Below are 13,065 nucleotides of genomic sequence, written 5' to 3' on the forward strand. Positions count from 1 at the left end.
ATGAAACTTTTTAACCCCTACTTCAAGAAAAAGGTAGAGGGGAGGGAAATCTTATGCAAAATTTAGAGGTTAACAAGCCCTAATACAAAGAATCCACGCGTTTTATTTGTTCAGGTTCTCCTTTTGAGTGCTTTATTGGAAAAAATGTGCGATTTCGTTTGGTTGTTTTAAGAAATATGCTCATATTTGCAACGGAATTTATTCCCGTTACCTACAAAGTAACAGACTTATTTTCAGCAAATTGCATTCACCACCGCATGCCTGATAAAATCAATCACCTGTTTATTTGCTTCATCTATTTTCTTATTCTGGAAAGGTTTAAGATAGGTTTCCGTCACTGTAATGGATGAATGCCCCATCGCTTCTGAGATAATGCCCGGATGAATCTCACAATAATAAGCTGTTGTGGCCCATGTATGGCGGGCAGTATACGAGCTTAATTTATCCCCCAATCCCAACAGTTCTCCCAGCAACATCAATTGACGATTGAATGTGCGCAATGCCAACTGATACTCACGATATGCTTCCTTCGTTCCCTCACGACTTTTCAACAATGAGAAAAGATAGGGAGAAGAAACATCACGATTCATGTATTTCTTCACCAATACCATCGCTTCAGGCGTCAATGTTACTGATAAATAACGCCCGGTTTTACGCCTACGATAAGTAATCACATTGTCGTTCAAATCACTTTTACGCAAATAAGCAAGATCAACAAAAGGCAGGCCACGAAGCAAGAACATCAAAGTAAATAATTCTTGTGCATACCGTAAAGCCGGAGTTGAAATGGATGATTGCAATTTTGCAAATACCTTTTTCATATCCTCCTCACATAATGCCCGCTTACGGTCAGCACGTGTACCGGTATAAACCGAATGAAATAAATTAGGCACATAAGGAGCCTTCCGAAGATCGACCGCCCGGTTATAAACCGCACGAAATGTTCGCAAATAAGTTGAAACGGTGTTCCAACTACAACCACGGCTGCGAAGGTATATCTCGAATCCTTTCAGCCACCCCGGAGTTACTTTATCAAAAGTAAAATCTCCTTCCCCACAATAAGCAATAATGGCATTGAGACTACTGCGATAAACATGAGCCGTCCCAAAGTTTCCCTCCATTTGTAGCCCTTTAGCTACCTGCTTCATAAATGCTACTACTTTTAACATGTTACTATTACTTAATTTAATTACACAATAAACATACAGGTATTTTTAAGAACAAACAAACCCGTAAGTAACAAATAACAATAATAGTAATAACGATGTTCCATGAAAACGAATGAAGAGACATCCGATTAGATAACAGTTGAAATAAAAAAAGGGATGCACCTTTCAGTACATCCCTGCTTATATAAATAAACTGTTATCAGCTATTACTTCTTCAAAATGTCCATTGTATCCGAAGCAATCAACAACTCTTCGTCTGTCGGAATCACTACTACTTTCACTTTGGAAGCGGGAGTAGAAATGACAGCTTCTTCACCACGAACCTTCGCATTCACATCATTGTCAAGTTCGATGCCCATGTATTCCATATCCTTACAAACTTCACGACGACATTCCATTTGGTTTTCACCCACACCACCTGTAAACAGGATGATATCCACACCACCTAATGCAGCAGCATAAGCACCGATGTATTTCTTGATACGGTAGTAGTACATCTTCTCAGCCAGGATAGCTTTTTCATTGCCGGCAGCACAAGCAGCCAACAGTTCACGCATATCGCTTGATACACCGGAGATACCGAGTACACCGCTCTTCTTGTTCAACAGGTTGGAAACGCCGGTTGTGTTCAAACCTTCTTTTTCCATGATGAATGTTACTGCACCAGCGTCAATGTCACCACTACGAGTACCCATCATCAAACCTTCCAGCGGAGTCAAGCCCATAGTAGTGTCGATACATTTACCATCTTTGATAGCAGCGATAGAACCGCCATTACCGATGTGGCAAGTGATGATTTTCTTTCCTTCAGGATTAACACCCAGGAATTCACATACACGCTTCGAAACATAACGATGAGAAGTTCCGTGGAAGCCGTAACGACGTACACCATATTTCTCATACAATTCGTAAGGAATAGCATACATATATGCATAATCCGGCATTGTCTGGTGGAAAGCCGTATCAAATACGCCCACCTGCGGAATATTAGGAAGAATAGCAGAAACAGCATTCACACCTTTCAGGTTGGCAGGATTGTGAAGCGGAGCCAAGTCATTGCAAGCTGCAAAAGCTTCCAATACTTCCTTGTTCAGCAATACGGATTCGCTGAAACGTTCACCGCCATGTACCATACGGTGACCTACCGCATTGATTTCATCCAAAGACTTGATAGCGCCATATTCAGGGCTAATCAATGTATTCAGGATAAATTCCACACCTACTGTATGTTCTGGAATATCTTTTTCCAGGATTTTCTTTTCGCCGTTCGGCAAAGTCAGTTTCAGGAATGAACCTTTCAGGCCGATTTTTTCGATACCACCTTGAGCAATCACCTCTTTAGTGGTCATATCGAACAATTTATATTTGATAGATGAACTTCCGCAGTTCAATACAAGAATTTTCATATCGTTTTCGATTTAATACTTGAAACTTTTATAGCTGATACTTATTTGTTTGCTTTTGCAGCAATAGCCTGATTGGCTGTGATAGCAATCATGCGATATACATCTTCGATAGAGCAACCGCGAGACAAATCGTTTACCGGACAAGCAATACCTTGAAGAATCGGACCAATAGCGTCAGCGTGTCCCAAGCGTTGAACTAATTTATAAGAAATGTTACCAACCTCCAGACTCGGAACAATCAATACATTTGCCTGTCCGGCTACAGGAGAACCCGGAGCTTTACTTGCACCCACTTCAGGAACAAGGGCGGCATCTGCCTGCATTTCACCATCCAAATCGAGAGTCGGAGCCATTTCCTTGGCAATCTTAGTTGCTTCTACCACTTTGTCTACTACTTCGTGCTTGGCAGAACCTTTCGTTGAGAAACTCAACATAGCTACTTTCGGATTCTCGATTCCGGCCACAGCCTTTGCAGTCTGAGCAGTACAAACAGCAATCTGCGCCAACTGGTTAGCGTCAGGAACCGGAGTTACGGCTACGTCACCCATTACCAGAATTCCATTCTTTCCGTATTCGGGGGCATGAGTCAACAGCAACATAGCACCCGAAACACAAGTGATACCCGGAGCTGTCTTGATAATCTGCAAGGCAGGACGCAATACATTGCCGGTAGTGTTACGGGCACCCGCCAACTGACCGTCTGCGTCACCACTCTTCATCATTAAACAACCAAAGAATAAAGGATCATTAGTAAGTTTGCGGGCTTCTTCGATAGTCATTCCTTTCTTCTTGCGAAGTTCACATAGCAACTGTGCATACTCTTCGTGCTTCGGAGAAGTTTCAGGGTCAATGATAGTAGCTTTACCGATGTTTCCCAATCCCCATTTTGTAGCAAGTTCATTAATTTCGGCCGGATTTCCTAACAAAATAAGGTCGGCAACTTCGTCTGTCAAAATCTGATTGGCAGCTTTTAATGTGCGTTCTTCAGTACCTTCGGGAAGAACAATACGTTGGCGGTTTGCTTTCGCGCGTTCAACGATTTGGTTGATTAAATTGAGCATAAGATATATTGAATAATATTATAAAACCTACTTACGATTTGTAATTTGCGGTGCAAAAGTACTCAATTTTGCAATATCCACATTACAATTTCGTCCATATTTTAGTTCCAAGTCTAAAATATTATAATATTTAACACTGTACTCCTATTTTTCATACCTTTGCAGCGTTTTCAAACAAAATCAATAGGTAATTAGTATATGATACGTCAGTGCGCCATTTTATTTGGCTGTTTGGCTTTGGGTGAATTGATAGTTTATCTTACAGGCATCAAGCTCCCCTCCAGCATCATCGGTATGCTGCTGCTCACCCTCTTTCTGAAATTAGGTTGGATTAAACTGCATTGGGTGCAGGGACTATCCGACTTTCTGGTAGCTAACTTAGGTTTCTTTTTCGTTCCGCCCGGAGTGGCACTTATGCTATACTTCGATGTTATTGCAGCAGAATTCTGGCCGATAGTAATAGCGACGATTGTTAGTACTGCCCTTGTGCTGGTTGTCACGGGATGGGTTCACCAAATTGTCCGCAAGTTCAGACTGGCGCGTCAAATCAAGCTGGCACGCAAACTGCACCTGACAGATTTCCATCTGCCGGAAAGACTTCACCGTAAAGAAAAAAACAACTTAACTGATAAAGACAAATGAGTTTCCTAGAAAATAACTTCTTCCTGCTGGCCGTCACCTTCGGGGTTTTCTTCTTTGCCAAGTTGCTTCAGAAGAAAACAGGGTTAGTGTTGCTAAATCCGATATTACTGACTATCGCCGTTCTTATTATCTTCCTTAAAATGACCGGTATCTCTTATGAGACTTATAATAAAGGGGGACATCTTATCGAATTCTGGCTACGTCCGGCTGTGGTTGCCTTAGGCGTACCTTTATATCTTCAGTTGGAAATGATTAAGAAACAGTTATTACCGATTCTCTTGTCGCAACTGGCAGGATGCATCGTCGGAGTCATTTCGGTGGTGCTGATTGCGAAATTTATGGGGGCTTCCCAAGAAGTTATCCTGTCTCTCGCCCCGAAATCGGTGACTACCCCGATTGCGATGGAAGTGACGAAAGCCATCGGCGGTATTCCGTCACTGACTGCGGCGGTTGTAGTGGCAGTCGGATTATTGGGAGCTATCTGCGGTTTTAAGACGATGCAGATTATGCGCGTAGGCAGTCCTATCGCCCAAGGGCTTTCTATGGGAACTGCCGCCCATGCTGTCGGAACCTCGACGGCAATGGATGTCAGCAGCAAATATGGAGCATATGCCAGCCTGGGATTAACGCTGAACGGAATATTCACTGCATTATTGACGCCTACCATTCTTCGTTTATTGGGTGTTTTATAAAACAAAATCCCATGATTTTCCGTTATATAAGAGTTAAACGCAAAACGCAATTTTATGATTCCATTTAAAGATATCACATTAGCAGATAAAGACACGATTACCTCATTTACAATGAAAAGTGAGCGACGTAACTGTGACCTGTCATTCTCCAATCTTTGTAGTTGGAGATTCCTGTATGATACCAAGTTCGCTGTTATCGACAACTTTTTAGTATTTAAATTCTGGGCAGGAGAACAACTGGCATATATGATGCCTGTAGGTACCGGTGACTTAAAAGCCGTATTGAAAGAGTTGATAGAGGATGCCGGACAAGAAAACCAGCCCTTTTGCATGCTGGGAGTATGCAGCTGTATGCGTGCCGAACTCGAAGCTATCCTTCCCGAACAATTTACTTTCACGGAAGACCGTGATTATGCAGATTACATTTATCTAAGAAGTGACCTTTCAACTTTAAAAGGAAAGAAATTCCAGGCAAAAAGAAATCATATCAACCGATTCCGCAATACATATCCGAATTATGAATATACCCCGATTACTCCCGACCGTATCCGGGAATGTATGGATTTGGAAGCGGAATGGTGCAAAGTGAATAATTGTGACCAACAAGAAGGAACGGGTAATGAACGCCGTGCCTTGATTTATGCCCTTCATAACTTTGAAGCCCTCGGATTAACTGGTGGCATTCTCCATGTGAACGGAAAAATCGTCGCATTCACTTTTGGCATGCCTATCAATCACGAGACATTCGGCGTACATGTAGAAAAGGCAGACACTTCCATCGAGGGTGCTTATGCCATGATTAACTATGAGTTTGCAAACCGGATTCCCGAACAGTATATTTATATCAATCGGGAAGAGGATTTAGGAATCGAGGGGTTACGAAAAGCCAAACTGTCCTATCAACCGGTGACTATTCTTGAAAAATATATGGCTTGTCTCAAAATTCATCCGTTAGATATGGTTAAATGGTAAATTCCCGACGAGCGAATATGATAATAAAGGAACAAGTAAAAGCCTTATGGAAATTGTGCTTCGAAGATAGCGAAGAGTTTGTTGAAATGTACTTCAAGCTACGCTATAAGAACGAAGTGAACGTTGCCATCCAAAGTGGTGACGAGGTAATCTCTGCGCTTCAGATGCTTCCTTATCCGATGACTTTCTGTGGGGAAATGGTACAGACTTCGTATATTTCAGGAGCCTGCACACATCCTGATTTTCGAAGTAAGGGAGTGATGCGCGAACTCTTATCCCAGTCTTTTGCCCGGATGCTACGGAATGGGATACAGTTCAGTACACTGATACCGGCAGAGCCTTGGCTATTCGATTATTACAAACGTATGGGATATGCCACTGTCTTTCAATATTCGGTCAAGGAGATGACTTTACCAGAGTTTATCCCTTCTAAAGAGATTGCTGTCAATGTCGTTTCCAAACCTCAAGATGAAGTCTATTCATATTTGAATAAAAAGTTGTCCGAACGTCCTTGTTGCATTCAACATTCCGCAGAGGATTTCCAGGTTATTATGGCAGACTTACCTATAAGTGGGGGAAATTTATTCGTTGCAAAACAAGCTAATGAAATATGGGGAATAGCCATTATATATAAAAGAGAAAACTGTATCATTATTAATGAACTTCTGGCAGAAGATAAGGATACGGAGTACAGTTTATTATTTGCCATTAAACAATATACCGGATGTAACCATATAATCCTATTACTGCCACCCGATAAAGAATTGCCTCAACATTCACTAGGGATGGCACGTATTATCAATGCTAAAGAAGTATTGCAGATTTATGCGTCCGCCTTTCCTGAAGATGACATGCAACTGGAAGTATCAGACAAGCAGTTATCGGTGAATAATGGTTATTACTATCTGTCTGACGGGAAATGCAGATATAGCGCCGAGCGGCTACCCGGTGCACATATCCAAACGAACATAAGTGAATTAACAGAGAAAATACTCAAGAAGCTAAATCCTTATATGAGTTTGATGCTGAATTAAGGCACGGATTATTTATCCAGATAACGTACCCGTTCGCAAGCTGCCAACAGGAAGGCCCCGACTCCAAAGTTTGACGTAGAATTTGCGTCTACTACCTGCCCCGGTATCGCTTTCTCACCAATCGGTTGCACATAGCCAACCTTTCCATCGGGTTGCAAAGCAACCGTTGAGAGATATTTCCATGCTTTTTCAACTATCGGCTGATATTCATCTGAATCAAGGAAGCCGTTATTTATGCCCCATTGCAGGCCATACGTAAAGAAAGCCGTTCCACTGGTTTCCGGCCCCGGCGCATGTTCCGGGTCAAGCATACTGCGTGTCCAGTAGCCTTCCGGTTGCTGACAGGCAGCAACAGACTTAGCCAGAGTACAGAAACGGTCTATATATTCCTGACGGTATTTATCTGTTTCAGGAAGATCCTTCAGCACTTTTGCCAGTCCTGCCAATACCCAACCGTCTCCACGTGCCCAAAAATCTTTTTTACCGTTCACACTTTTGTGCTTGGGGTATACGTATTTACCGTCCCGATAGTAAAGTCCGGCTTCTTCATCATACATGATACTGTCGGCGTAAGCAAGATATTCGTGCAGTTTCTCCAGGTAAAGCGGATTCTTCGTGATATTATACATCTTTGTCATTACAGGCATTACCATATACAAACCATCCGCCCACCACCAATAATCATGGTTAGGAGTACTCATCTGATATTCCATCACTTCACGGGCACGGGCTATCTTCTGTGTATCCGGTTCCAGATTGTATAAATCAGCATAGGTCTGGAAACAAATCTGATAATCCCCGAAAAGTACATAGTCGTCACTTTCGCCATAACTATACTTCCAACAAGTTTTATCATCCGATTTAGCACCTTTCCATTCGTTATGTTCTGCCCAACCTTTCGAATACTCTAAATATTCCGGCTTCTTTGTCAGGAAATAGGCTTCCATATTTCCGGTATGATAGGCGGCGTTGTCCCAAAAAGAACGACCGTGTTCCGGATGATTCGTCTGCCAATACCCATTCACCTTATGAATTATCTCTATCACTTCTTCCGAAGAATCGGCTTTCTTGTCCACACAACTTGCGCAGACCATACCGCCCAGAAGAAAAGCCGAAAAAAGAGTTACGTATAAATTCTTCATATCTTTATTTATTTGTATTCATATCCATTTCCAACACATACACCATTTGAGGTTCAATCTCTGCCGTACGTTCGCCGTCCCCTTGGCGGGTATGCTGCACAAAGAGATGCAGTTTTCGTTGTTTCTTCCAAAGTTCCGTGTCGTGTGACGGTTCCCAGGCATCTACTGAAAAGTCGATTAAATCCGTTATCGTCCACTTGCCGATACCGACATCGACGGCGTGAGCCATTGAGACACGGCTTCCCCGTTCTTCATCACGGAAGATATAGAAAACTTCTCCACCCTCTACGACAATACGCGGACGGGCAATAGGAATCATCTTCGTGCCGCCGCCTTTCAAGCTAAAAGGTGTTTTACGGTCGGTTACCTGACGGTGATGCCATACTTTTCCATCATGCCATACGATGCGATATTGCGGTACGTCACTGTCGGGCTCTCTCCAATACGTAGCTATATAAGGATTCCCGCCCGCATCGGCACTCATACTCGTTTGATTTATCAATTCGCAGTTCTGCGGCAGACGGCAAGCGTATTCCGCATTCGAAAGTTTAATCGGAAGTTCATATTGCTCTCCACTGGATTTGTACCAGGTCACTCCATTATCAAACGAACGGGCATAACAAATATCGTGATTTGTCTCTACATGCCAGGTTTCACGCCATACCCATGAAAGATGGATAGTCCCTTGTTCATCAACGTATAACTGCCAATAGGCGTTTCGTTTGTTTTCTCCGTCAATCAGTACATCCTGCACACGAGTCCACTTCTGTTCTTTCAATGAGTAACGGTTCATTACCAGGTTACCACGACCGGAAGAACCGGAACGGTAGGCAAACAATAAATCTCCGCCCGCCAGAGGATAAAATTCGGGATAAGTAACATTTCCTTCATCCACTCCGGTCATCGGCATTTTATCTCCTAACTCCAAAGAACCGGGAGCAATGCCCCGACAATAATTCAGTTTATGACCGTGATGGTCAAAAGAAACGTGCACATACCCTTCTCCGTCCACCATCATGCTGATGATATTATGGCCGTCTTTCACATTTCCCTGGTATTGGGTACGATGCAGCGTCCATTGTCCGGAGTCCAGTTTACGTTTTCCCAGTGTCAGATAACCGTCAGCATCATAATAGCTGATGTACTGCTCATCTCCATGGGTAACCAGGGAATTATTACGGAATACCGCAGTGTTGACCGAAGTACAGCTATACCCCTTCCCCACTTCAACCAAATGTTGGGAGTAGCATAACACAGGAACCAGCATAATCCCGCAAAGTAGTAGCAATATCCGTTTCATGCTTGTATTCTTTATTATTTATCGAAAAAGGAAAGATTCCATTTCTCCTGCCAGGGGATAGTAATTTTTCCGTCTTTTATCAATATAGGCAACCATACATAGCGGGAGTCTTCCAAATCTTTCTTTTTCCAACGGTCGAACAAGGCAATATATGCGTCCTTCTTTCCGACAACCGGTTGCACATACGTACTCTGTGCATAAAATGTCTTATCCGCATCCGGGCCGGTACATGGGTCTCCGATAGTTTTCCACGTCCCCATAATAGAATCAGCCACTGCCATCTCAGCCACATTCGGATCCCAACCTGTACAACCGGAACTTAACATATAATATTTACCATTATATTTGAATACAGCCGGCGCTTCACGGGATTCTTTCACGAAATTACGTGTAAAACGTCCGCTTGGTTTCAGATAGTCATCAGTCAGCAGGCTGATATACATGGTTTCATTGTTCTCGGAAGAATAGAATTGATAAGCACGACCGTCATCGTCCACAAAAACAGTCTGGTCACGGCTCATCGCATTGTTAGGACGGAAACTTCCCTGATAGATGAACGGCCCGACAGGAGAATCGGCAACGGCAACTCCGGCACAAGCCTTACTGTAATCGGCACTTTCCACATGCGCCCACATTACGAACTTGCCCGTTTTCTTATTATAAACCACTTTCGGACGTTCCAATACTTTGGACGGATGCAAGTCGTGATTCGGGTCATCTTTTACTGCCGGAAGTACAATGCCTTCAAATTTCCAGTTTAGCAAGTCTTTGGAAGAGTAGCAACCTACTCCGGTCACATCCGTACGGTAACATTCCCAGGTAGCCCATTCGGGCAAGATGGTTTTTCCTTTTTTGTATTCACCATACCAATAGTAGGTGTCATCATGATAAAGAAGTCCGCCACCATGAGCGTTAATCGGATTTCCATCGGTATCTTTCCACACTTCTCCGGGGATAAAGTCCATATTCTTCTGAGCCTGTACGGATATTGGAAGCAAGCCTATGCAAGCTACAAACAGTAATAATAGTTTAGTCATATATCAATATTTGTTGGTTAATTCATTATTAATGAAAAGCATGGTCTTTCGGGAAGTCATTCCCTTCCCAGGCTTTTTTACTTGTCCAGTCTTGGGCAGGAGATGTCCAGAAGGGATGGTCAGCCGGAAGTCCGAGTGGCAGGAAGGCAAGTGATGCCATATATAAGCTACCATTATTTGTATACCAGTCGGATATCTTTGGTTGCTTGCCATTGAAACCTAAAGTGAGGAATCCTTTCTCATTGAAATTACGGTCATCGCCAAACATCCGCTTAATAACAGTTGTCATGGCTGCACGCACTTGTCCGTTCGGCAATTCCTTGGGTAACCATTCTCTCCATGCCAGCAATGCCAAAGGCTGCAAAGTTCCTGTACGATAGGTAATAGAACGACCGAAAACAGGAAGCGTCCCTTCGGGAGAGATGAACCGTTCCAAAATCATTCCGAAACGTTGCATCCGTTTTACCGCACGGTTGTAATCACAGTCCGGCATATTCCAGACTTTATTCTTTCCGCCGTTAGTCATTATTTCCAATGGTTCTATATACATGGGATGCAATACAAAGCTATTGTAATAGTCGAAAGCAAAGTCCTTTCCATCCGAATACCAGCCATCACCGACGTACCATTCTTCCACTTTGCGCAGCGCCGAAGCTATGCGGTAAGTATCACTTGGCGCACCCGCTTTCCGTAGAAAGGCTTCTACGGTAGCAGAGAACAATAACCAATTCGTATAAGGCGGGTCTACCCGACGAAGCTGTGTAAACTCGGTAATATAACGTTGTTTCGTCACGCTGTCCAACGGAACCCATAAAGCGTCATATCCTCTTATGAAACTTTCCGCGATATAAGCGGCATCCACCAAGGTTTGCCCTTCCTTTCTCCACAACAAATAATCGGGACTTTCCGGGTCGACAGCCTGCGCATAACTCTTGAGCGCCCATTCACGCAGTTGTTTTCGCCGGATACCTTCGGTCGTATCATCATCCGGCAATGAAATCCAGGGAGCCAGTCCTGCCATCAAACGTCCGAAACATTCCATATAAGTAACCTTTTTATTTCTTCCGTCCCATGTCGGACTTAACTCTACCAACATATTCTGTTGCAGCTTACCTTCACTCATATTACTAAGTACCGGTTCAGCCATACGATACAACACTTCCGCCCATAACTCACGGTCGGTCGGTTCTTTCACTTGTTTTTTCTTTTTTGCCAATAGATCTTGTGACGGTATCATCAAGATTGCCATAAGCAATAGTAGTACGTAATGTCTATTCAAGTTCATGATATTATTATAGGTTTTTCGTTTACAAAGATACTTTATACTCACAAGAATAACGTCCAATTTTATGTCAAAAAAGGGATACAAAAAGACCAAATTTCATACAGGGACAGTTATATATACGAAATTAATAAGGTTTCCACCTATCAATCCATTCAATAAAAGGTATTCCTTCCCTTGCAAAAGAAAGATATATATGCCCTGTCACCCGAAGATCTTATCCGCTTTCTCTCCGATGCATGGATTCGAAAGTTGTTTCCATTCTCCAAGAATCGAACTAGCCGTCAGCAACCGGGCTTTATTAGGCTCCCATCCTGCACAACCGGAAGTCATCCATCCAGTACGTTAAATAGCGAGGGCTTCATTATGTCTGCCGGGAAAAATGCGTATATACCTGCCTGTATAAACGAGATAATCATCAGACAATTCAGCAATCTTCTTTACCAAAGATATAGGGTTATTGAACTCTAAGCAGGTACGGAAATGAGCTAATTCGATTTCAGAAATAAACACGCACTCCAAACAAAAGTTTTCACGATTTACCCTCATGCCCTCATAAATTTCTTCAAAGCCTTTATTCATCGTAGCTTCAGCTATGAGAGCAGATCATGATAGCACCCTGAGAGTAACTTTTGCTCTCAGGGTGCTATCATCCCATCCCCCTATAAAACATAGGATATACTAACGGGATATTAACGTTATCTCTTCGGTATCCTTTCGTTATATTAGTAAGCATTCGGCCTTGTGCGTGTTTCTTTCCCTTGTTTTCCTTCCTACCTTTGTGACTTCATAATCATCTTAATCTATTATGTGTTCAGTATTAGTATTTTCTAGTGAAAGTGAGAAGCTGCGTAGTCTCTTGTCTGAGTCTAATCATTTTGATTCTGTTCTTTTCATATTTGACGGTGGTCGTCGTTATAAAGTATCGGCTTCTAGTCTTGGTATCCATTCCCCTCAGGACCTACTTCTCCCTTTAGGTCTTGGTCTTTTCCGTAGCAGTCCTTTCTGGTCTTATTACCTTTATCCGCAAGGTTGTAATTTCCATAAAGGAATTGACGGTCTTTGTGGTGAGGTCATCCGGCACACGGGTTCTTACGTGTCAGAGCAGAGTTGCCATATTTTTCTTGACCGTTCCCGTAGCAGGTTGCATATCCTTTATCGGTGCGACGATGAATACCGTCTGGAATGCCGTCGTCTGAACCACGGTTCTTTCCTCTTGAAAAAGGACGAACGGAAGAGGGGTTTTCTTCAAATTTCCTGGAATCGCCTGAATGAGCTGCTTACTGTTAAAAAGTATCGGAAAACAGTTGAAAAGTAATCTCCCGTCC

12 protein-coding genes and 1 pseudogene are annotated in these 13,065 nt (G+C 42.9%); 5 read left to right on the forward strand and 8 right to left on the reverse strand.

Translation table 11 applies throughout. The annotated features are described in order from the left end of the window. Positions 1-233: 233 nt before the first annotated feature. The 3 genes from BQ7997_RS12040 to pta form a co-directional block, all read right to left on the reverse strand. Positions 234-1,169 (reverse strand): tyrosine-type recombinase/integrase, encoded by a 936-nt coding sequence (locus tag BQ7997_RS12040; protein ID WP_073346698.1) that lies wholly within the window; start codon positions 1,167-1,169, stop codon positions 234-236. 206 nt (positions 1,170-1,375) lie between these two features. Beyond that, the gene (locus BQ7997_RS12045; RefSeq protein WP_073346699.1) at positions 1,376-2,575 is read right to left on the reverse strand and encodes an acetate kinase; all 1,200 of its coding nucleotides are present in this window, start codon (positions 2,573-2,575) and stop codon (positions 1,376-1,378) included. Between the two features lie 41 nt (positions 2,576-2,616). Then, positions 2,617-3,636: a phosphate acetyltransferase gene (gene pta / locus BQ7997_RS12050; protein WP_073346700.1), complete on the reverse strand. Its 1,020-nt coding sequence runs from the start codon at positions 3,634-3,636 to the stop codon at positions 2,617-2,619. A gap of 198 nt (positions 3,637-3,834) precedes the next feature. On the opposite strand from pta, the gene BQ7997_RS12055 reads away from it, so the two are divergent. Genes BQ7997_RS12055 through BQ7997_RS12070 form a run of 4 tightly spaced genes read left to right on the forward strand, consistent with a single transcriptional unit; the run spans position 3,835 to position 6,976 of the window. Then, positions 3,835-4,278 (forward strand): CidA/LrgA family protein, encoded by a 444-nt coding sequence (locus tag BQ7997_RS12055; protein WP_022139133.1) that lies wholly within the window; start codon positions 3,835-3,837, stop codon positions 4,276-4,278. Then, a complete protein-coding gene (locus tag BQ7997_RS12060; RefSeq protein ID WP_073346701.1) occupies positions 4,275-4,970 on the forward strand; it encodes an LrgB family protein in 696 nt (231 codons plus the stop codon). The genes BQ7997_RS12055 and BQ7997_RS12060 overlap by 4 nt, the downstream gene beginning before the upstream one ends. Positions 4,971-5,024: 54 nt before the next feature. Further along, the gene (locus tag BQ7997_RS12065) at positions 5,025-5,942 is read left to right on the forward strand and encodes a DUF2156 domain-containing protein (RefSeq protein WP_073346702.1); all 918 of its coding nucleotides are present in this window, start codon (positions 5,025-5,027) and stop codon (positions 5,940-5,942) included. A gap of 17 nt (positions 5,943-5,959) precedes the next feature. Further along, positions 5,960-6,976 carry a GNAT family N-acetyltransferase gene (locus BQ7997_RS12070; RefSeq protein ID WP_073347382.1) on the forward strand — a complete coding sequence of 339 codons (1,017 nt, stop codon included), beginning with the start codon at positions 5,960-5,962 and terminating at the stop codon, positions 6,974-6,976. An 8-nt stretch (positions 6,977-6,984) separates the two neighbouring features. On the opposite strand, the gene BQ7997_RS12075 is transcribed toward BQ7997_RS12070, so the two are convergent. The 5 genes and pseudogenes from BQ7997_RS12075 to BQ7997_RS12095 all read right to left on the reverse strand — a co-directional run. Beyond that, positions 6,985-8,118, reverse strand: a complete 1,134-nt coding sequence (locus BQ7997_RS12075) for a glycoside hydrolase family 88/105 protein (RefSeq protein WP_022139137.1) — start codon at positions 8,116-8,118, stop codon at positions 6,985-6,987. Positions 8,119-8,122: 4 nt separating this feature from the next. After that, positions 8,123-9,418: an alpha-l-rhamnosidase gene (locus BQ7997_RS12080; protein ID WP_073346703.1), complete on the reverse strand. Its 1,296-nt coding sequence runs from the start codon at positions 9,416-9,418 to the stop codon at positions 8,123-8,125. Positions 9,419-9,432: 14 nt separating this feature from the next. Further along, entirely contained in the window at positions 9,433-10,455 is a 1,023-nt protein-coding gene (locus BQ7997_RS12085; RefSeq protein ID WP_073346704.1) for a glycoside hydrolase family 43 protein, read from the reverse strand. A 28-nt stretch (positions 10,456-10,483) separates the two neighbouring features. Continuing rightward, positions 10,484-11,740 carry a DUF2264 domain-containing protein gene (locus tag BQ7997_RS12090; RefSeq protein ID WP_073346705.1) on the reverse strand — a complete coding sequence of 419 codons (1,257 nt, stop codon included), beginning with the start codon at positions 11,738-11,740 and terminating at the stop codon, positions 10,484-10,486. Positions 11,741-11,864: 124 nt separating this feature from the next. Further along, positions 11,865-12,202: pseudogene (locus BQ7997_RS12095) on the reverse strand (glycoside hydrolase family protein); the annotation flags it as partial. Positions 12,203-12,545: 343 nt separating this feature from the next. Here BQ7997_RS12095 and tnpB point away from each other — a divergent pair. After that, positions 12,546-13,055 (forward strand): IS66 family insertion sequence element accessory protein TnpB, encoded by a 510-nt coding sequence (tnpB, locus tag BQ7997_RS12100; RefSeq protein ID WP_073346706.1) that lies wholly within the window; start codon positions 12,546-12,548, stop codon positions 13,053-13,055. The last annotated feature ends 10 nt before the right edge of the window (positions 13,056-13,065 follow it).

It is taken from the genome of Bacteroides congonensis, from assembly GCF_900130125.1.
In the GTDB taxonomy this organism is placed as follows: Bacteria; Bacteroidota; Bacteroidia; order Bacteroidales; family Bacteroidaceae; genus Bacteroides; species Bacteroides congonensis.